At 73.9% G+C, this 18,308-nt stretch carries 20 protein-coding genes; 6 read left to right on the top strand and 14 right to left on the bottom strand.

Annotation, left to right across the window (positions count from 1 at the left end):
* Window positions 1-557, bottom strand: a 557-nt coding sequence (locus tag I4I78_RS16640; RefSeq protein ID WP_308252166.1) for a TIGR03086 family metal-binding protein, incomplete at its 3' end; no start/stop codon positions are given.
* Between the two features lie 159 nt (window positions 558-716).
* Between I4I78_RS16640 and I4I78_RS16635 the strand changes: the two genes are divergently transcribed.
* Window positions 717-1,037 (top strand): DUF3817 domain-containing protein, encoded by a 321-nt coding sequence (locus tag I4I78_RS16635; RefSeq protein ID WP_218612243.1) that lies wholly within the window; start codon window positions 717-719, stop codon window positions 1,035-1,037.
* A gap of 22 nt (window positions 1,038-1,059) precedes the next feature.
* Here I4I78_RS16635 and I4I78_RS16630 read toward each other — a convergent pair whose 3' ends face one another.
* From I4I78_RS16630 to I4I78_RS16615, 4 genes are all read right to left on the bottom strand, one after another.
* On the bottom strand, window positions 1,060-1,899 hold the full coding sequence (locus I4I78_RS16630; protein ID WP_218612242.1) for an SWIM zinc finger family protein: 840 nt from the start codon (window positions 1,897-1,899) through the stop codon (window positions 1,060-1,062).
* Window positions 1,896-5,054 carry a DEAD/DEAH box helicase gene (locus I4I78_RS16625; protein WP_218612241.1) on the bottom strand — a complete coding sequence of 1,053 codons (3,159 nt, stop codon included), beginning with the start codon at window positions 5,052-5,054 and terminating at the stop codon, window positions 1,896-1,898. Before I4I78_RS16625 ends, I4I78_RS16630 begins: the two co-directional genes overlap by 4 nt.
* A gap of 141 nt (window positions 5,055-5,195) precedes the next feature.
* On the bottom strand, window positions 5,196-5,675 hold the full coding sequence (locus I4I78_RS16620) for an SRPBCC family protein (RefSeq protein WP_218612240.1): 480 nt from the start codon (window positions 5,673-5,675) through the stop codon (window positions 5,196-5,198).
* Entirely contained in the window at window positions 5,672-6,037 is a 366-nt protein-coding gene (locus I4I78_RS16615) for a helix-turn-helix transcriptional regulator (protein ID WP_218612239.1), read from the bottom strand. Before I4I78_RS16615 ends, I4I78_RS16620 begins: the two co-directional genes overlap by 4 nt.
* A 359-nt stretch (window positions 6,038-6,396) precedes the next feature.
* Between I4I78_RS16615 and I4I78_RS16610 the strand changes: the two genes are divergently transcribed.
* Window positions 6,397-7,326 (top strand): endonuclease domain-containing protein, encoded by a 930-nt coding sequence (locus I4I78_RS16610; RefSeq protein WP_218612238.1) that lies wholly within the window; start codon window positions 6,397-6,399, stop codon window positions 7,324-7,326.
* Window positions 7,327-7,502: 176 nt separating this feature from the next.
* Here the strand turns inward: I4I78_RS16610 and I4I78_RS16605 are convergent, their stop codons facing one another.
* Window positions 7,503-8,492, bottom strand: coding sequence for a pirin family protein (locus tag I4I78_RS16605; RefSeq protein ID WP_218612237.1), 990 nt, complete (start codon window positions 8,490-8,492; stop codon window positions 7,503-7,505).
* A gap of 134 nt (window positions 8,493-8,626) precedes the next feature.
* Between I4I78_RS16605 and I4I78_RS16600 the strand changes: the two genes are divergently transcribed.
* Entirely contained in the window at window positions 8,627-9,511 is an 885-nt protein-coding gene (locus I4I78_RS16600) for an SMP-30/gluconolactonase/LRE family protein (protein WP_218612236.1), read from the top strand.
* A gap of 7 nt (window positions 9,512-9,518) precedes the next feature.
* Complete coding sequence (locus tag I4I78_RS16595) at window positions 9,519-9,944, top strand: TIGR03668 family PPOX class F420-dependent oxidoreductase (RefSeq protein ID WP_218612235.1); 426 nt, start codon at window positions 9,519-9,521, stop codon at window positions 9,942-9,944.
* 3 nt (window positions 9,945-9,947) lie between these two features.
* Here I4I78_RS16595 and I4I78_RS16590 read toward each other — a convergent pair whose 3' ends face one another.
* From I4I78_RS16590 to I4I78_RS16570, 5 genes are all read right to left on the bottom strand, one after another.
* On the bottom strand, window positions 9,948-10,721 hold the full coding sequence (locus tag I4I78_RS16590; protein ID WP_308252165.1) for an alpha/beta hydrolase: 774 nt from the start codon (window positions 10,719-10,721) through the stop codon (window positions 9,948-9,950).
* Window positions 10,722-10,756: 35 nt separating this feature from the next.
* Window positions 10,757-11,161 carry an MmcQ/YjbR family DNA-binding protein gene (locus tag I4I78_RS16585; protein WP_218612234.1) on the bottom strand — a complete coding sequence of 135 codons (405 nt, stop codon included), beginning with the start codon at window positions 11,159-11,161 and terminating at the stop codon, window positions 10,757-10,759.
* Window positions 11,158-11,541: a VOC family protein gene (locus tag I4I78_RS16580; protein WP_218612233.1), complete on the bottom strand. Its 384-nt coding sequence runs from the start codon at window positions 11,539-11,541 to the stop codon at window positions 11,158-11,160. The genes I4I78_RS16585 and I4I78_RS16580 overlap by 4 nt, the downstream gene beginning before the upstream one ends.
* Before the next feature lie 51 nt (window positions 11,542-11,592).
* The gene (locus I4I78_RS16575; RefSeq protein WP_218612232.1) at window positions 11,593-12,417 is read right to left on the bottom strand and encodes an AraC family transcriptional regulator; all 825 of its coding nucleotides are present in this window, start codon (window positions 12,415-12,417) and stop codon (window positions 11,593-11,595) included.
* 106 nt (window positions 12,418-12,523) lie between these two features.
* The gene (locus tag I4I78_RS16570; RefSeq protein WP_218612231.1) at window positions 12,524-13,291 is read right to left on the bottom strand and encodes a MerR family transcriptional regulator; all 768 of its coding nucleotides are present in this window, start codon (window positions 13,289-13,291) and stop codon (window positions 12,524-12,526) included.
* 99 nt (window positions 13,292-13,390) lie between these two features.
* Between I4I78_RS16570 and I4I78_RS16565 the strand changes: the two genes are divergently transcribed.
* Entirely contained in the window at window positions 13,391-14,044 is a 654-nt protein-coding gene (locus tag I4I78_RS16565) for a nucleoside/nucleotide kinase family protein (RefSeq protein ID WP_308252164.1), read from the top strand.
* On the opposite strand, the gene I4I78_RS16560 is transcribed toward I4I78_RS16565, so the two are convergent.
* Window positions 14,045-14,677, bottom strand: a complete 633-nt coding sequence (locus I4I78_RS16560; RefSeq protein ID WP_308252163.1) for a LysE/ArgO family amino acid transporter — start codon at window positions 14,675-14,677, stop codon at window positions 14,045-14,047.
* A 70-nt stretch (window positions 14,678-14,747) separates the two neighbouring features.
* Between I4I78_RS16560 and I4I78_RS16555 the strand changes: the two genes are divergently transcribed.
* Window positions 14,748-15,632: a LysR family transcriptional regulator ArgP gene (locus I4I78_RS16555; RefSeq protein WP_218612230.1), complete on the top strand. Its 885-nt coding sequence runs from the start codon at window positions 14,748-14,750 to the stop codon at window positions 15,630-15,632.
* Between the two features lie 17 nt (window positions 15,633-15,649).
* On the opposite strand, the gene I4I78_RS16550 is transcribed toward I4I78_RS16555, so the two are convergent.
* A complete protein-coding gene (locus I4I78_RS16550) occupies window positions 15,650-15,862 on the bottom strand; it encodes a hypothetical protein (RefSeq protein WP_218612229.1) in 213 nt (70 codons plus the stop codon).
* 74 nt (window positions 15,863-15,936) lie between these two features.
* The coding region (locus I4I78_RS16545; RefSeq protein ID WP_308252162.1) for a transglycosylase domain-containing protein at window positions 15,937-18,308 on the bottom strand (2,372 nt) is incomplete at its 5' end.

Below are 18,308 nucleotides of genomic sequence, written 5' to 3'. Positions count from 1 at the left end.
TCCAGGGTGGGGGAGTCGTCGGGGACCGGGACGACCGGGCCGAACAGGCCCTGGCGGCTCTCCTCCTGGCCGGGACCCGACATCGACCCGGTGAACTCCAGGCACACCGCCACCGCGGCGTCGTCGGGGCGGAAGTCCTGCCCGGTCGCGGCGGCCAGGTCCCAGCCGTGCAGCACGATCTCGTCCAGCGCGACGACCCCGGCGATCCCGCCGGGCAGCTCGAGACCGCCGGCCTCGGTCATGCCCTCCCACGCGCCCGGGTCGGTCCAGGCGGCGGCGAGCTCGTCGAGCACGGCAGGCACGGACTCGCGCCAGTCCGCGACCAGGTCCTCCGCGGACGGGCGCGGGGCCTGTGACCCGCCGGGCGGCACGGACTTCGCGGCCGCGTCGCGGAACGCCCCGGCCAGACCGTGCAGGTGGTCCAGCAGCGTCGCGACGGTCATGTCGAGGCACGGGGTGGGCGCGTCGAGCTGGTCGTCGCGCACCGCCCGGACCAGCGCGGCGACGGCGCGCGCGGTCGGGGTGAGGTCGATCGCGGGCGTGGTGGTCTCGGGCACGGCTGGCTCCTCGGTTCGATGCGGGTCTGCCGGTGACGACCGGCCCGGCCGCCCGATCTCATCGGCGAGGGTGGGATTCGACACCCGGTAGAAGTTCGGGTCGGGGAGTGCGGCACAGTGGACGGCAGTAGCGCCCGACCCGTACGAGGAGCGGCACCGATGATCGACCCCACCGTCCTGGCCCGGATCTTCCGCGGCGTCGCGATCGCCGAGGCCTGCTCCTGGACCGGCCTGCTGATCGGCATGGTGTTCAAGTACCTGGTCGTGTTCGACGACATCGGCGTGACGATCTTCGGGCCGGTCCACGGGGCACTGTTCGTGGCCTACGTCCTCGTCACGCTGCTCACCGCGCGCACGTTCCGGTGGGACCTGCGCACGACGGTGGTCGGGCTGCTGGCGAGCATCCCGCCGCTGACCACCATCTGGTTCGGGCGCCGGGTCGCGCGCCGCGGGCGGCTGGAGCCGGTCGCCGCCGTCTGACAGCGTCGTCCGGGGTGCGCCGTCAGTCGTCGGCGGCGAGCTCGCGGTAGGCGGGACGGAGCAGGTCGGTGACGCTCGAGCCGCGCACCCGGGCCGGGAGCTCGGGGACCTGGTCGAGCACCGCGTCCGGTGAGGTCACCGGCGGGCGCGGCGGGGTGACGCCGGCCGGTGCGGCGTCGTAGAAGCGGTCCAGCACCTCCGACAGCGGGGGCACCGACGCCGGTGGCGCGGACGGCTCCCGCTCGGTGGCCGCGGTCCCGCGGCGTTCGCGCAGGTTCGCCAGCAACGTCTCGCGGTCCCGACCGCGCAGCGCCAGCAGCTCGAACGGGTCCGCGTCGAAGCGCTCGGCGAGTAGGTAGAACACCGCGGCCAGGTGCTTGCACGGCACCGTCACGTCCGGGCAGGAGCAGTCCATCGACAGCTCGCCCGAGGCGTCCGGGAACAGCGAGAGCCCCAGCCCGTCGAGCAGCTCGACGATCTCGGTCGGCATCCCGCCGGCCAGCAGGGTCGCCGCGTAGAACGCGTCGTCGGCCAGCGCCTGCTCGGCCCGCGCCCACTGCTCCTTGTCCCAGACCCGCAACCCGATCCGGACCCTGTACGGAGCCGGCCGGGTGCCCTGCACGAGCGCGACGGCGGCGCCGGCGTCCACGTCGAGCGAGACGATCTGCCCGGACCGGGCGTAGGTGCGCCCGCGGGAGAGCCGCCCGCCGACCCCGAGCTCCTCCAGCACACCGATGAACCGCGCCGACCACCACGTCCGCGCGATCGTGCCGCGGGTCGAGTGGATCTGGACGCCGCCGTGCACGCGCAGCGGCTTGCGGGCGGCGTAGTCCTCGTCGGCCCAGAACGGGCGGTCGCTCATCGGCCGGCCCCTGTGTGCTCCCCGGAGAAGTCGTCCCCGGCGGGGTCGTCGCCGACGGCCTCGCTGCCCAGCGCGAACACCTCCCGGAGCTCGCCGGTGGACAGGCCGGTCAGCCAGTCCTCGCCGTCCGAGACGACCATCTCCGAGAGCGACTTCTTCGACTCGATCAGCGCGTCGATCCGTTCCTCGACGGTGCCGGGGCAGCAGAACTTGCGGACCTGCACGGTGCGCTTCTGCCCGATCCGGAACGCGCGGTCGGTCGCCTGGTTCTCCACCGCGGGGTTCCACCAGCGGTCCAGGTGCACCACGTGGTTGGCCGCGGTCAGCGTCAGGCCGGTGCCGCCCGCCTTGAGCGAGAGCAGGAAGATCGACGGCCCGCCGGGGGCCTGGAACCGGGTCACCATCTCGTCACGACGGGACTTCGACGTCCCGCCGTGCAGGTAGGCCACCTCGGTGTCGAACCGGGCGGACAGGTGCGGGCGCAGCATCGCGGCGAACTCGGTGAACTGGGTGAACAACAGCACCTTGTCGCCCTCGGCCAGGATCTCGCCCAGGATCTCCTCGAGCCGCGCCACCTTCCCCGACCGGCTGTGTCCGTCTCTGTGGCTCATCGGTGAGTCGTCGTGCAGCAGCTGCGCCGGGTGGTTGCAGACCTGTTTGAGCTTGGCCATCGCCGAGAGCACGTTGCCGCGACGCTCGATGCCCTGCGAGTCCTCGATCTTCTCCATCATGTCGTCGACGACGGTGCGGTAGAGCGAGGCCTGCTCCCGGGTGAGCCGGTAGTCCTGGATGATCTCGATCTTCTCCGGGAGGTCGTCGATCACCTCCGGGTCGGTCTTGACCCGGCGCAGCAGGTAGGGGCGGGTGATCCGGCGCAGCTTCCTGGCCGCGTCCGGGTCGGCGTGGCGCTCGATCGGGATCGCGAAGCGCTGTTTGAACCGTTCCGGGGCACCGAGGAGCCCGGGGTTGAGGAAGTCCAGCACCGACCACAGCTCGGCCAGCCGGTTCTCCATCGGGGTGCCGGTCAGCGCGATCCGGTGCGCCGCGTCGAACCCGCGGACGACCCGCGACGCCGTCGCGTTCGCGTTCTTGATCGCCTGCGCCTCGTCGAGGACGAGCCGGTGCCAGCGCCACCGCTGAAGCTCCTCGGCGTCGCGGGTGGCGGTGCCGTAGGTGGTGACGACGACGTCGACGCCGCCCAGCAGGGCGTCCAGCTCGTCGCCGTGCGGACGCGCGGCGCCGTGGTGGGCGTGCACCCGCAGGCCCGGGGCGAACCGGGCGGCCTCCCGCTGCCATGTCCCGACCAGCGACATCGGGCACAGGACCAGCGTCGGTGCGCCCGGTCCGATGTCCTTGCCCGTCCCCGCGCCGTGCCGGTCGTGCATCTCCAGGGCCAGCAGCTGCACGGTCTTGCCCAGGCCCATGTCGTCGGCCAGGCACGCGCCGAGCCCGAGCGAGGACAGGAACGCCAGCCAGGACAGCCCGCGCTCCTGGTAGGGCCGCAGGGTGGCCAGGAACCCGGGCGGGGCCGGGGTCGGGTCGAGCGCCCGGTCCGCGGTGCCCTCGAGCAGGTCGGCGAGCCACCCGTCGGCCCGGACGCCGGTGACCGGCAGCGGGGTGTCGACGTCGCCGCGGCTCACGGCCAGGACGTCGGCGGCGGTGGGCGCGTGCCTGCGGCGACGGCGCAGGAAGTCCAGCCCCCGGGCCAGTGCGGTCGCGTCCACGCTGACCCACTGCCCGCGCACCCGCACCAGCGGGGCCTTCGCCGCGACCAGGGCGGCGATCTCCTCCTCGCCCAGCTCCTCGTCGCCGACCGCGATCGACCAGCGGAAACCGGAGAGCTCCTCCCGGCCCAGCCCGCCGCGGACGATCACCCCGGGCGCCGGGGCGGACGCCGCGGACAGCCGCAGCCCGAGCGGGCGCGCCCCGTTCCAGCCGGCCGGCAGCTGCACCCCGAACCCGGCGGTGACCAGCGTCGAGGCGTCCCGGGTCAGGAAGCCGTGCGCCCCCTCGACGTCGAGGTCCAGCGTCGCCGGCCGGGCCCGGCGCAGAGCCGGGACCAGGTCCGGGAGCACCTGGGCGGCCCGGCCGAGCTCGGCGAGCAACAGGTCCTGCGCGCCGGCGATCAGCGTGTCGGCGTCCCCGGCCCACACGTCGTCGGCGTCGAGCTGCAGGCTGGGGTCGTCGGTGGACTGCAGCGCGAACTGCAGCTCCCAGCGGGTGCCGTCGCCGGTCTGGTCGTCCGGGTCCTCGCCGGGGTCGGCCGGGTCGTGCAGGGTCCGCACCTCGGCGAGGCGGAACACGGCCCGGCCGGGGCCGGCCGGTTCGCTGCCGACGTCGTCCCATTTCTGCAGCGAGCGCGCGAGCTCGGCCACCTCGTGCTCCGGTGCGGCCACCGACGGGTCCTCACCGGTGAGCGCGTCCAGCCACGCCTCGGTGGCCACGGCCGTCGTCCGTGAGCGCCCGCGACGTGCCGGGACCAGGCGCAGGGGCTCGGCGGAGCGGCCCAGCCGCTCCCGCACCGCGGCGTCGGTGAGCACGGCCAGCGCGTCGTCCACGAGCTCGCTGGGATCGCGGCCGGCGACGTCGCCCGCGCGGCGCTGCTCGGCCCGTCCCGCCGGCGGCGTCGCGTCGACCAGGGCCCTGCGCGACACCGCGTCGAGTCCCTGCACGACCGGGCGCCAGCGCGCCCGCGGGGCGGGCCCGCCGCCGTTGCCGGCGCCGTCGTCGTCGAGCGTCGGGAGCACCCGGCCCCGCCCGGCCAGCTCCGCGGCGAAGCGGGCGACCGAGACGATGTGCCCGACCGAGTCGCCGTAGCGCACGTCCGGTGCGGGGTCGTCCAGCTCGGTCACGTCGACCAGCACCCCCGGGACGCTCCACGGCGCCAGCGACAGGGACGCGCGGCCCCGGGCCGGGCCGCCCGCGCGCACCAGGGCGGGGGAGTCCAGCGGACCGTTGGCCCGCGAGGGCAGCAGCAGGGTGGTGCTCACGGGACGGCCGGGATGGATCCCGGCCAGCTCCGAGGACGGCACCGCGAACGGGTGCGGCCGTGCGCTGCGCAACGAGCGCCGCGACGTCCGCGCCGGTCGTTCGCCGTCCTCGGCCCACAGCAGTACGCCCCGACCGGGGGACCACAGGGCGTGAACGACGAGCACGGGCCCAGGTTAGGCGGGGCCACCGACAGTTCCTGCGCCCGGTAGCGGCGGCCCCGCAGGTTGCCCCACCCACCGGAGCGGCCCGGGCGGTCCGCTCGCGCGGTGCCGCCCGGGCCGATCCGGTGGGTGGGCCGGAGGCGGTCAGGAGCGGGCCAGCAGCTCGTCGAGCTGCGCGAAGCCCTCGTTCACGCCGACCTCCATCCCGCTGGCCAGCATCATGTCGCGCGCCTCGGTGGACTCGAACGTCGAGGTGCCGACGAGCCGGGTGCGCCCGCCGAGATCGGTGAACGTCATCGTCTCCAGGCAGACCGAGTCCGGGAAGCCGGTGTAGCAGAACGTCTGCACGATCCGCTCGGCCGGGCGGACCTCGTGGAACGAGCCGTAGAAGGTGTACTCGCCGTCGTCGTCGCGGTGGGTGTAGCGGTAGCCGCCGCCGGTCTCGGCGTCCCAGTGGTCGATCGTCATCCGCAGGTTGCGCGGGCCGAGCCACTGCTTCACCAGTGCGGCGTCGGTGTGGGCCCGGAACACCGCCTCCGGCGGGGCGTCGAACTCGCGGACGATCCGGACGGCCGGCGCGTCGGTGACGGCCTCGATGGTGGTCTCGTGGGTCGTGGTGCTCATGATGCTCCCCGTTCCTGGTCGGTTGCCGATCTGCTGTTGCTGCTCTCGTCCATCGCGGCGAGCAGGGCGTCGAGGCGCCGGTAACGCTCCTCGGCCTGCCGCCGGTACCGCTCGATCCATGCCGTCATCAGGTCGAACACCTCCGCCTCGAGGTGCACCGGCCGGCGCTGCGCCTGCCGGGAACGGCTGACGAGCCCCGCCTCCTCGAGCACCTTGAGGTGCTTGGAGACCGCTTGCAGGGACACGTCGTAGGGCTCGGCGAGCTCGTTCACCGTCGCGTCGTCGGCGGCCAGGCGGGCCACCATGTCGCGCCGGATCGGATCGGCCAGTGCCGAGAACACCCGGTTCAGCCGGTCCTCCATCGCTCTCCTCCTTGCTCAACCTTGCGGTTGACTAGAACCATAGCGCGGATCTCCGGCGTACTCAACCCATAGGTTGAGTAAAGGTGCGGCGTACCGGCCGCGGCCGGCGAGTGACGCATGGTGGTCGCGAGTGGACGGTCGAACCGCCGTAGCGCGTCACTCGGTACGCAAGCGACCTGAGCAGGGGTCCGTGCGCGCGAACGACGCGTCATGCAACCCGGATCGAGCACCCCGGGGCGTAATCGGTGTCTCGGCGCGGCGGGCGCCCCTTCGCGATTGCGCCGCCCGTTCGCGGCGTGGCGTTCCGGACCGGGCCGAACCCTCGCCGCAGGTGCCGGGCTCCGGCGACCGTTGTCCCCATGGCGAGGGTCGAGCAGGAACGTGGGCGCGTTCGTGGCTGGCCGGTGGCGTTCCGCGGCTCCGAGGCGGTCGCGGCCGGACTGGTCCGGTGGTCCACGTTGCGTGGGCCACGGTTCCGGCGGTTGCACCCGGACGTCTACGCGCTCGTGTGTGACGAGCCGGACGAGCTACTCCGCGAACGTGCCGCGTCGGCGCTGGTGGGGGAGCAGGGGGTGCTGTGCGGCTTCTCGGCGGCGAACGTCCAGGGCGCGGACTGTGCCCCACGGGGCGCGCCGCAGGAGGTGTCGGCGTGCGGGGCGCGGATCCGGTCCCGGCCCGGGCTGGTGGTCCGGCGCGAGGCGCTCCTCCCGGAGGAGATCACGCTCGCCCGGGGAATGCGGGTGACCACGGCGGTGCGCACCGGCTACGACCTGGTCCGGCGGGCACCGGATCCGGTCGAGGCGGTGGTCGCGCTCGACGCACTGGCGAACGTGGGGACGTTCGCGCCCGAGCGGGTGTTCGACGTGGCGGACCGACATCCCGGCGCCCGCGGAACGTCGGCACTCGCCGACGCGGTCCGCCGGGCCGACGCCCGATCCGGGTCGCCGATGGAGACCCGGATGCGGCTGTTGCTGATCGGAGCCGGTCTGCCGGCTCCCGAGCTGCAGTTCCCGGTCCAGGACCCGGTCGCCGGCACGGTCGTCTGGCTCGACCTCGCCTACCCGGACCTGCGGATCGGGATCGAGTACGAGGGCCCGGACCACCTGCGTCCGGAACGGGTGCGCCGCGACATCCGCCGCGGCACCGACCTGGTCGACCGCGACTGGCGGATCTACCGGTTCGTCGGCCACGACGTGCTCCGCACCCCCGACCGGACGGTCGCGATGATCCGCAGAGGGATCGAGCAACGCCGCTCGGGTCCTCTGGCCGGGACGTGTGGGCGCGAGTGACGCGCCACGGCTGCGCGTCGCGCACGACGGTGCAACAGTGCGTCACTGGCCCGGGTCTCGGCACCGGGGTTCAAGCCGTTCACCCGACACGCTCCGAACAACCCGGCGGCGAACGACGCACCATCGTGGGCTTCGGCCCGTCGAAGGGCGATGGTGCGTCGCTCGGCACCGGTCTCTCAGGCGGAGGTGGTGCCGCCCAGGTGCCCGTGCGGGACGTAGCTCGCGGGGATCACGCCCAACCGGCCCTTCTGGTAGTCCTCGAACGCGGTCCTCACCTCGGCCTCGGTGTTCATCACGAACGGTCCGCCCCAGGCGACCGGCTCCCGGATCGGGAGCCCGCCGAGCAGGACGACGTCGAGCCCGGGCAGGCGCGACTCCTGCGACGCGTTCCCGTCGACGGTGATCACGTCACCGGGCCCGAACACGGCGAGCTGGCCGGTCCGGACCGGGCGCTTGTCCGCGCCGACGGTCCCGGCGCCGGACAGGACGTAGACCAGCGCGTTGAACTCCCGCGGCCACGGCATCCGCAGCCGGGCGCCGGGGGACAGGGTCGCGTGCATCATCGCCATCGGGGTGTAGGTCGAGCCCGGCCCCTCGTGGCCACCGACCGAGCCGGCGATCACCCGGACCAGCGCGCCGCCGTCGGGGGTGGTGAGCAGCGCGGACCCGTCCGCGCGCAGGTCCTGGTACTTCGGCTCGAGCCACTTGTCGGCCCGGGGCAGGTTCACCCACAGCTGCAGGCCGTGGAACAGCCCTCCGCTGGCGACCAGCGCCTCCGGCGGACGCTCGATGTGCAGCAGGCCCGACCCGGCCGTCATCCACTGGGTGTCGCCGTTGGTGATCGACCCGCCGCCGCCGTGCGAGTCGGAGTGCTCGAACTCGCCGTCGATGATGTAGGTGACGGTCTCGAATCCGCGGTGCGGGTGCCAGTCGGTGCCCTTGGGTTCCCCGGGCGCGTACTCGACCTCGCCCATCTGGTCCATGTGCAGGAACGGGTCGAGGTCGCGCAGGTCCACCCCGGCGAACGCCCGGCGGACCGGGAACCCCTCGCCCTCGTGGCCGGACGGGGCGGTCGTGACCCGGCGGACGCCGCGGTCGAGGTCGGTCGGGCCGGGTTCGGGGACGCGCGGCAGGACCGTGACGTCGGAGACGGTGACGGCGGGCATGGGGACCTCCGGTTGTGCGCAAGTGGTTGCACGCTCAACGACCATCGTTGCCGGAACATTCCGCGGCGACGTGCGGTGGGCGACGGTCCGGGCCAGACTCGGCCGCGACGACGTCGTCGACACGGGAGTTGAGCATGAGCACGGTGGTCCTGGAGAACCTGTCCTTCCTGGAGGGACCGCGCTGGCATGCGGGCCGGATCTGGGTGAGCGACTTCTACACCAACCAGGTCCTCTCCGCGGCCGAGGACGGCTCGGACCTGCGCGTGGAGGCCGAGGTGCCCGGGCAGCCGTCCGGGCTGGGATGGCTGCCGGACGGGCGGCTGCTGATCGTCTCGATGCGCGACCGGTCGATCCTGCGCCGTGAGACCGACGGCTCCCTGACCCGGCACGCCGACCTGTCCGGGCACGCGCCGTCGGTGCTCAACGACATGGTCGTCGACGGGCACGGCCGGGCCTTCGTGGGCAGCTTCGGGTTCGACCTGATGGCCGGCGACCCGCGCAGCCCGGCGCCGCTGCTGCGGGTGGACACCGACGGCAGCGTCACCGAGGTCTCCGAGCCGCTGCACTTCCCGAACGGTCCCGCGATCGTCGACGGCTCGACGCTGGTGGTCGCGGAGACGTTCGGCAACCGGTTGTCCGCGTTCGACATCGCGGCCGACGGTGCGCTGTCCGACCGCCGCGACTGGGCGCGTTTCGGCGCGGTCCCGACGGCGACCGACACCATGGAGGCGATCGGCGAGCTCTCGGTGGCACCGGACGGCATCTCGGCGGTCGACGCCGAGGGCGCGATCTGGGTGGCCGACGCGCGCGGCAACCGGGCGGTGCGGGTCCGCCCGGGCGGGGAGATCGTGGACTCCGTCTCCACCGGGGAGAACGGCTGCTACGCCTGCGCGCTCGGCGGTGCCGACGGCCGCACGCTGTTCCTGTGCACGGCGCCGAGCTTCCTGGAGCACGAGCGCCGCGAGACCCGGGACGCGAAGCTCCTCGGCGTCCGGGTGGACGTGGCGGCGGCGGGCTAGACCCCGGATGCCGACTCTCGACGAGGACGAATGCCGGCGGCGGGTGGCCGGCGAACGGGTCGCCCGGCTGGGCACGATCCGCAACACCGACGGCACGCCCCGGCTGGTGCCCTGCACCTTCGCGGTGGTCGACGGGCTCCTCTGCTCGGCGGTGGACAAGACCAAGCCCAAGAGCGGCAGGCGGCTGGCGCGGCTGCGCGACGTCGACGCCGACCCGCGTGCCGGGCTGCTGTTCGACCGCTACGACGACGACTGGTCGCAGCTGTGGTGGGTGCGCGTGGACGGCACCATCACCGAACACTCGTCCGGTGAGCTGCGGGAACGGGCCCTGGACGCGCTCGTCGAGAAGTACGAGCCCTACCGGCGCGAGCGCCCGGACGGGCCGGTCACGGTGCTGACCCCGACCCGCTGGACGGGGTGGACCGCGACCTGAGCCTCACGGCAGGCCGGACAGGAAGTCCAGGAGCGCCCCGGCGGTCTGGTCGGGGCGCTCCAGGTGCGGGGAGTGCCCGCAGGAGAGCTCGACGAGCCGCACCGGGCCGCACGCGCGGTCGCGGACGGCCTCGACGTGGGCGGCGGTGCCGTACGGGTCGTCGTCGCCCTGGATCCCCAGGACCGGTGCGGTGATCGCGGCCAGCTCGGGGCGGATGTCCCAGTCGCGGAACTCCGGAGAGAGCCACACGTCGTTCCAGCTCCGGAACGTCACGTCCGGGTCCCGGTGGTGCCGCGCCATCCGCGCGCGCAGCGTCCCGTCGGTGAAGGCGTCGCGGGCGGCCGCGATGCCGTCGAGCCCGACCGGTTCGGTGAACACGTGCGGCGCCATCACGGCCACCCCGGTGACGTCGTGACGGGCGGCGGCGAGCAGCGCGATCGTGGCGCCGTCGCTGTGCCCGACGATCACCGGACGCGGCATCCGCAGCGCCGAGCAGAGCGCCGGGACCGGGCCGGACGCCTCGTCGGACATGAACGACGGCCCGCGCCGCGCGGTCGGGAGGTCGGAGAAGCCGTGCCCGACGCGCGAGTAGGCCACCGCGCGGCGACCGCTCGCCTCGGCGATGCGCCGGTGAAAGCCCCGCCAGAGCCCGACCGAGCCGAGCCCCTCGTGCAGGAACAGCAGCGCGGCCCGGCCGGGGTCGCCGGGCACGTCGTCGTACTCCACGCGGTGGCCGCCGAGCTCGAGCAGCGGCAGCGGGGAGGGCAGGGATGGCACGGCCGTGATCGTAGGCCGCGCCCGGTCGTGGATGATCAGCGAGCCGGGTCGTCGAGGCGCGCGAGAAGCTTCTTCGGCGCGACCGTGCGGTAGGCCTCGGTGACGATCCCGGTGATCTCGTCCCAGTCGACGGCGGCCCCGTCGGGCCCGGTGCCCTCGCCGTCGAGGACGACGCCCAGCCAGCCGCGGTGCCCGACGTAGGCCGGCCGGAAGAACCGCGCCGGCTCGGCCGCGATCATCTCCTGTGCCACGCCGGGCGGTGCCGCGCACCAGAACGCGACGTGTGGGTGTCCGTGGTGGTGCTCGGCGAACATCACGAACGTCCGTCGGGCGAACCACGTCGGTGTGCCGTGGCTGACCCGCTCGGCGGCCTCGGGCAGCGACAGGCAGATCTCGCGCAGGCGCGGGAGCGGGTCCTCGGCGTCGGGGGTGGCCGTCACGGTGCCGGGCGGTAGGTGCCGAAGCACCACCGGTTGTCCTCCGGGTCGGCGACGGCGAACTCGCGTGACCCGTAGTCCTGCTCGGTCAGCGCCATGACCACGTTCGCCCCGGCCGCGACGGCCTTGTCGTGCAGCGCGTCCGGGTCCTCGACCGTCAGGTAGAGCACGGCCTTTCCGGTGTCGAACGGGCCGGGCGGGTCGGAGCGCCCGCCCAGCATCACGACGCCGGTGTCGGGGCCGTCGTCCCAGGCCAGCTCGGCGTGGGCGACGGCGCCGTCGTCGTCGGTGTAGACGTGCAGCTCGCGGAAGCCGAGCGCGTCGGTGAGGAACGTGATCGCGGCGCGCGGGTCGGTGTAGCGCAGTGTCGGGTGGATGCTCATGCGGGGAAGGGTAGGACCGCGGGGAAGCCCGGTGATTGGACGTTTGGGAACTCAGCCCGGCCCGGCCTCCGGCGGTGTGGCGGTGACGCTCCACTCGGTGCGGTACCCGGTCGGGGTGACCCCGGCCAGCGCCCGGAACTCGCGCACCAGGTGCGGCTGATCGGAGTAGCCGCAGAGCGCGGCGACGTCGGCGAGCGACCCGGACCCGGCCGTCACCAGCCCGCACGCGCGCTCGAAGCGCAGCACCCGACCGGTGGCCTTGGGCGCCAGCCCGACCTGGTCGCGGAAGCGGGTCAGCAGGTGCCGCCTGCTCCACCCGGTCTCGGTGGCCAGCTGCGCGACGCCCGCCGTCCCGCCGGTTCCGCGCAGCCGGTTCCACGCGTGCCGGACCTCCGGGTCCGGAACGCGTGCCCGCTCGTCCAGCAGCCGCCGGGCCAGCACGTCGCTGACGTGGGCGAACCGCGCAGGCCACCCCGGCAGCCCGGCGAGCCGGGCCGGTAGCGCGGCCAGCCCGGGGTCGCCGAGCTCGTCGAGCGTCGGGACCAGGTTGGTCAGCGCGCTCATCGGGTGCCCGAGCAGCGTGTAGAGCCCGAGCGGGGTGAGGTCGACCTGCATCCCGTGCTGCTCCCCGCGGAACTCGGTGAGGACGTGGGCGTCGGATATCCCGGCCACGAACGACTCGGCGTCGACGGTGCCGAAGCCGCCCCCGAGCCGGATCCGGTGACCGAACCCGATGATCAGCGCGCAGCTGCCGACCGGAGCCTGCCGGCGCCGCACCGGCGTCTCGCCGTACTCGCGGTAGCCGAGATAGCGGCGCACGTGCCCGGTCAGCGCGGCCGGGGGCCGCGCCGGGACGAACTCCGACCGCACCGGCATGGACCGGGATTCTCCCCGCGCCTCCGGCAGCGGGGAAGGTCCTCGGCCCGGTCGCGCCCCTCTCCAGGCGCGCAACTGCGCTTTACTCCAGGTGCGCGGCCGGCGCCTACTCCAGGTGCGCGGCGGCGTAGACGGCGATCGCGTCCCGCAGATACGGCGACAGGCCCGCGCGGTAGCCGTCGACCGTCGCGGTGAACCGCGGGTCGTCGGCGTACATCCGTCCCAGCCCTTCGTAGGCAGCCCGGCCCGGTGTCCAGAACCGACCGACCCACGCGTGGTGCGCGGCGACCGCGTCCTGCACGGCCGGGGCGTCCACCGGATCGCCGGCCGCCATCAGCTCGGCCAGCCTCCGGTGCACCGCGTCCTTCTCGGCGTGCATCGCCGCCACCTGCTCCGGGCCCCAGCCGGCCGTCCTCTCCCGGGACTGCGCGTACTGCTCGGGCCAACGCTCGCGCGCCTCGGCCGCGTACGGGTCGTTGCGGAACGCGGTGAACATCTCCTCGGCACTCATCGGGTCTCCCCCTTCTCTCTCCTCGATGGACTTCGCGACGGTGTCGGCGAGCCGCAGCAGGCGGTCGGCCTCGGCGACCAGCCGGTCGTGGTGGCGGCGCAGTGCGGTCACCTCGTCGCCGGGCCCGTCGAGCACCGCCGCGATGTCGGCCAGGCCCAGACCCAGCTCGCGCAGCAGCAGCACGTGCTGCAGCCGTCGCAGCTGTGCCCGCCCGTAGCGACGCTGCCCGCCCGGGTCCCTGCCCCGCCCGGTGCCGTCGGCCGGGACGAGCAGTCCGATGTGGTCGTAGTGGCGCAACGTGCGCGAGGTGACCCCGGTCAGCCGCACCACCTCGGCGGTCGACCAGCTCTCCCTCTCCGTCACGAGACGAACGTTAGAGCTTGACGCTGCGTCAACCGCAACCCTCGTGCGCGGAAATGGTCGCTCCGGCAGCGATGTCCGCGCACGGGTCAGAATGGCGGGGTGACCGACCTCGACGTGCTCGCCGACACGCTCCGGGAGCTGGTGGGCGACGGCCGCCGGCGGGTGCTGCTCGGCGTCACCGGCGCGCCGGGAGCGGGCAAGACCACGCTGGTGGACGAGTTGCTGACGGCGTTGCGGGCCTCGCCGCCGCCGGGGTGCGAACCGGACGCCTGGGTCGCGCACGTCCCGATGGACGGGTTCCACCTGGCCGACGCCGCGCTGGAGCGGCTCGGGCTACGCGAGCGCAAGGGTGCCGCGGAGACGTTCGACGCCCACGGCTACCTCGCGCTGCTGCGGCGGCTGCGCGCCGACACCGGCGAGACGGTCTGGGCGCCCGCGTTCGAGCGCGACCTCGAGCAGCCCCTGGCCGGGTCGATCGGGGTCGCGGCACCGGCCCGGCTGGTGCTGACCGAGGGCAACTACCTGCTCCTGCCCGACGACCCGTGGCCGGACGTCGCGGCCGAGCTGGACCGGGTGTGGTTCGTCGACCCACCCGACGACCTGCGCCGACGACAGCTGCTGGCCCGGCACGAGCGGTTCGGCAAGTCCCCGGAACACGCCGCACGGTGGGTCCGCGACGTCGACGAGCCCAACGCCGTCCGCATCCGCGCCACCCGGGACCGGGCCGACCTCGTGATCGACGGGACCGGGTGATCACGAAAGGGCGAGCCCGGCCGCCAGCGTCGACGCGATCGCGAGCATGACGACCGCCACCCCGAGGTCGAGGACCCGCCACGCCGCCGGGCGGGCGAACACCCCGGCCAGCCGGGTCGCGCCGCAGGCCAGCGAGAAGAACCAGGTGACGCTGGCCGCGACGACACCGGCGCCGAACAGCCACCGGCCGTCGCCGGGGTGGGCGTTCGCGATCGAGCCGAGCATCAGCACGTCCAGGTAGAGGTGCGGGTTGAGCAGCGTCATCGCCGCGGCCGTCCCGAGCACCACCCGCAGCGGCGTCGACGCCCGCCGGTCCGGCCCGGCGACGAGCGCGTCCGGCCGCCGGGCCCGCCGCAACGCCAGCGCTCCGTAGCAGAGCAGGTAGACGATCCCCAGCACCCGCGCCGCGGTGAGCAGGCCCGGGGCCCGGGCCACGACCGTCCCGACGCCCCCGATCGCGGCGGTCACCAGCACCAGGTCGGCCACCGAGCAGAACGACGCCACCGCCAGCACGTGCTCGCGGCGCAGGCCCTGGCGGAGCACGAACGCGTTCTGCGCGCCGATCGCCGCGATCAACGAGATGCCGGTGCCGAACCCCACGAGCAGCGGGGTGAACAGGCTAGGGGAGGTCACGCGGACGACGTTAAGGATCCGTCAGGGCACAATCCAGCTCAAGATTCTTCAGTAAGATTAGTATGGCTTCATGTACGACCGGGAGCGGCTGGCCACCCTGAGCGCCGTGGTGGAGGAGGGTGGCTTCGAGCCCGCGGCGGCGCGGCTGCACGTCACGCCGTCCGCGGTGTCGCAGCGGATCAAGGCGCTCGAGCAGCAGGCGGGCCAGGTCCTCGTCCGCCGCACCCGCCCGTGCACCGCGACCGACGCCGGGCAGACGCTGCTGCGCCTCGCCCGCCAGATCGCGGTGCTCGAGGGCGAGGTCGCCGCGACGTTCGGCCCCACGACGCCGGCGCACCTGCCGATCGCGGTCAACGCCGACTCGCTGACGCACTGGTTCCTCGACGCGCTCGCGCCCCTGGTCGCCGAGCACGACGTCCGCCTCGACCTGCACGTCGACGACGAGTCCCGGACCGCGGACCTGCTCCGGGACGGGACCGTGGTCGGTGCGGTGACCACCGCACCCGAACCGGTGCGCGGCTGTGCGGCCGAGCCGCTGGGCGCGATGCGCTACCGCGCGGTGGCCACACCGGGGGTCGCGGCACGCTGGTTCGACGGCCGCGACCCGGCGCTGGCGTTCCCGGCGGCGCCGCGGGTCGACTTCGGGCCGGAGGACCGGCTGCAGACCCGGTTCGCCCGGGCGATCACCCATCGGCCGTGCACCGGTGCGGTGCACCGCGTCCCCGCCGCGGACGGCTACCACGCGGCCGTGCGGGCGGGCCTGGGCTGGGGGATGTTCACCGACGTCCCGGCCCGGGACGAGACCGCGGCCGGGCACCTGGTCCTCCTCGGCGGCGAGCGGTATCTGGACGTGCCGCTGTACTGGCAGCACTGGCGGCTGCGGACCACGGTGCTCGACGACCTGACCGCGTCGGTACGGCGGGTCGCCGCAGGGGCGCTGCAGCAGCCGGGGTAGCGGGACCGCCGCTCCGCTCAGGCGCCGCTGCGCCAGGGCCGCCCCAGCCGGATGTCGCAGCTGATGTCCTCGGAGGGGAACCCGGTCAGGTCCGCGATCAGCTCGCGCACGGCGTCGTCGGCGGCCCGCGGGTCGTCGACCGTCGTCGAGGCCTCGATGCCCGGCACGTAGAGCGTGAGCCGACGGTCGGCCCGCCAGGCCACCACCTCGAAGTGATGGCGTCCGGTCACCGGGTCACGGTAGCCCGCCGACGGGCACCCGTGTCAGGTCCGGACGCGGTGATCCGCCCGGTACGCAGGCGAGCTCAGCCGACCGTGGGCTCCTCGGAGCGGCCGGCCCGGTCGGATGCGTCCTCGCCCGGGTCGGGCGCCACGGTGCCGGTCGCCGCCGGGGGTTCCGCCGTCGTCGACGCGACCACGGGCGCCGGCGGCGCGGCGGGCGCCGGCGGAGGTCCTGCCGGCTCCGCGGGGTCCTCGTCCTCCTCGCGCGCCGGCGGCGCGGAGGTCGTCGACCGGGCGGTCGAGGTCGCGGTGGCGGCCTCGGTCGGCTCGTCGGACGCGGGAGCCTTGCCGATCGGGTCGTAGGCCGGGAACTCCTCGGTCTGCTCACTGCCGCGCACCGCGTCGGACATGAACGTCTGCCACACCTTGCCGGGCAGCATCGCGCCGCTGATCGGCTCGCCGTCGGCGTTGCGGATCGGGTCGTTGCGGTCGGTACCGATCCACACCGCGGTCACCAGGTCCGGGGTGAAGCCGGCGAACCACGCGTCGTTGTTCTCGCCCTCGAAGCGGGACTGCACGGTGCCGGTCTTGCCGGCGGCCTCCTGGCCCCCCGGCAGGTCCAGGTCGTCGTGGCCGACCACGCCGAGCATGGCCTCGACGACGTTGCGGGCGACCTGCTCGGGGAAGCGCTGCTCCCCCTCACCGGGCTGGTACTCGTAGAGCACCCGTCCTTCGGAGTCGACGACCTTGGACACCATGTGCGGCGGGTGCCAGACGCCGCCGGCCGCGATCGTGGCGTAGGCCGAGGCGAGCTGGACCGGGGTGGTCTCCTTGTTGCCGAGCCCGATCCGGGCGTCCGGGTTCTCCAGCGGCTGGGTGATCCCGGCCAGGCGTGCGGCGTCGGCCACCTTCTGCGGGCCGACCTCGCTCGCGAGCTTGGTGAACACCACGTTGTTCGAGATCGTCAGCGCCTGCTTGATGTCACAGCGCGGGCAGTTCGCGCCCTCGGCGTTGCGCAGGCCCGGCCGCTCGGAGCCGTCGAACTTCTGTCCCAGCCCGATCGGCGGGTCCTGCATCAGGGCGGCGAGCACGACGAACGGCTTGAACGTCGAGCCCGGCTGCTTGAGCACCTTGGCGTAGTCCAGGCCGGTTCCGTCCTCGCCGCCGTAGTAGCCGACGATCCCGCCGGTCCGCGGGTCGATCGCCACCGAGCCGGCCCGCAGCACGTCGGGCTGCCCGTCGAGCCTGCCCTGCACGGCAGTGACCAGGTCCTTCTGCCGGGTCGGGTCGATGGTCGTGGTGACCTGCAGCCCACCCTGGGAGAACGCCTGGTCGGAGATGCCGAGGTTGGACAGCTCGGACTTGACGGCGTTCAGGATGTGCCCGCGGTCGTCGGTCAGCGAGCTGCTGGTGGAGCTGTTGGCGCGCTCGATCGTCGGCGGGAACTGGGCGCCGGCCCGGTAGGCCGGCGTGATCCAGCCCTGCTGGGCCATCCCGTCCATCACGAACGACCAGCGCTCGCGGGCCTTCTCCGGGTCGCTGGCCGGGTCCCACCGCGACGGGGACTGGATCACTCCGGCGAGCAGCGCGCCCTCGTTCGGCTGCAGCTGGCTCGCCGGCTTGCCGAAGTAGGCCAGGCTCGCAGACTGCACGCCGTAGGCGCCGCGGCCGAAGTAGATCGCGTTCAGGTAGTCACCGAGGATCTCGTCCTTGGTCTTCTGCTGCGAGACCTTCAGCGAGACGATCAGTTCCTTGTACTTGCGGAAGTAGGACGCCTCGTTGCCGACGAGGGTGTTCTTCACGTACTGCTGGGTGATCGTCGAGCCGCCGCCGTCGCCGCCGCGGATCTGGTTCCACGCCGCGCGCGCGATGCCGGAGATGTCGAAGCCCGGGTTGGAGTAGAACGACCGGTCCTCGGCCGCGAGCACGGCCTCGCGGACCGACACCGGGATCTCGGCCAGCGGCACCTTGATCCGGTTGCCCTGCTCCGGGACGAGCCGGGCGAGCTGCCCGCCGTCGGCGTAGGACACGGTGGCGATCTGGTTGTTGACGGCGTCGTCCGGCGTCGGGACGGAGAACAACAGCCAGCCGAAGGCGAACAGCAGCATCGGCAGCAGGACCACCGACGCGGCCGAGCCGATCAGGCCGTACTTCACCTGCTTGCGACGGCGGGCCTTGAGCTCGTCGGCGGTGAGTGCGGCCTTGCCCTCGGCGTCGAGGATGCCGAGCTTCGTTCGTACGGTCTGCAGGCCGGGGCCGACCAGGGCCACGACCTTCTGCAGCTTCCCGTCGGCGTCGGCGTCGGCGCGGTGGCGTCGCCCGCCGGTGACACGGGTCGGGCTTGCCGGGTCGGAGCCCGGCCCGTCGGGGGACGACGCCGGGAGCAGGCCGGTCGGCGCCTCGGCCGCCGCGGACGCGCGGGCGCCGGTCTCCGGGGGCGGTCCCGTGTGAGTGA

Source organism: Pseudonocardia sp. KRD291 (assembly GCF_019263595.1).
Taxonomy (GTDB): Bacteria; Actinomycetota; Actinomycetes; order Mycobacteriales; family Pseudonocardiaceae; genus Pseudonocardia.
This window is presented reverse-complemented; position numbering and strand designations above follow the sequence as displayed.

Bases quoted from the DNA above. Each gene is read 5' to 3' on its own strand.
- I4I78_RS16635 (WP_218612243.1), top strand. From the start codon at position 717: ATGATCGACCCCACCGTCCTGGCCCGGATCTTCCGCGGCGTCGCGATC.
- I4I78_RS16630 (WP_218612242.1), bottom strand. From the start codon at position 1,899: ATGAGCGACCGCCCGTTCTGGGCCGACGAGGACTACGCCGCCCGCAAG.
- I4I78_RS16620 (WP_218612240.1), bottom strand. From the start codon at position 5,675: ATGAGCACCACGACCCACGAGACCACCATCGAGGCCGTCACCGACGCG.
- I4I78_RS16615 (WP_218612239.1), bottom strand. From the start codon at position 6,037: ATGGAGGACCGGCTGAACCGGGTGTTCTCGGCACTGGCCGATCCGATC.
- I4I78_RS16610 (WP_218612238.1), top strand. From the start codon at position 6,397: ATGGCGAGGGTCGAGCAGGAACGTGGGCGCGTTCGTGGCTGGCCGGTG.
- I4I78_RS16605 (WP_218612237.1), bottom strand. From the start codon at position 8,492: ATGCCCGCCGTCACCGTCTCCGACGTCACGGTCCTGCCGCGCGTCCCC.
- I4I78_RS16600 (WP_218612236.1), top strand. From the start codon at position 8,627: ATGAGCACGGTGGTCCTGGAGAACCTGTCCTTCCTGGAGGGACCGCGC.
- I4I78_RS16595 (WP_218612235.1), top strand. From the start codon at position 9,519: ATGCCGACTCTCGACGAGGACGAATGCCGGCGGCGGGTGGCCGGCGAA.
- I4I78_RS16580 (WP_218612233.1), bottom strand. From the start codon at position 11,541: ATGAGCATCCACCCGACACTGCGCTACACCGACCCGCGCGCCGCGATC.
- I4I78_RS16575 (WP_218612232.1), bottom strand. From the start codon at position 12,417: ATGCCGGTGCGGTCGGAGTTCGTCCCGGCGCGGCCCCCGGCCGCGCTG.
- I4I78_RS16555 (WP_218612230.1), top strand. From the start codon at position 14,748: ATGTACGACCGGGAGCGGCTGGCCACCCTGAGCGCCGTGGTGGAGGAG.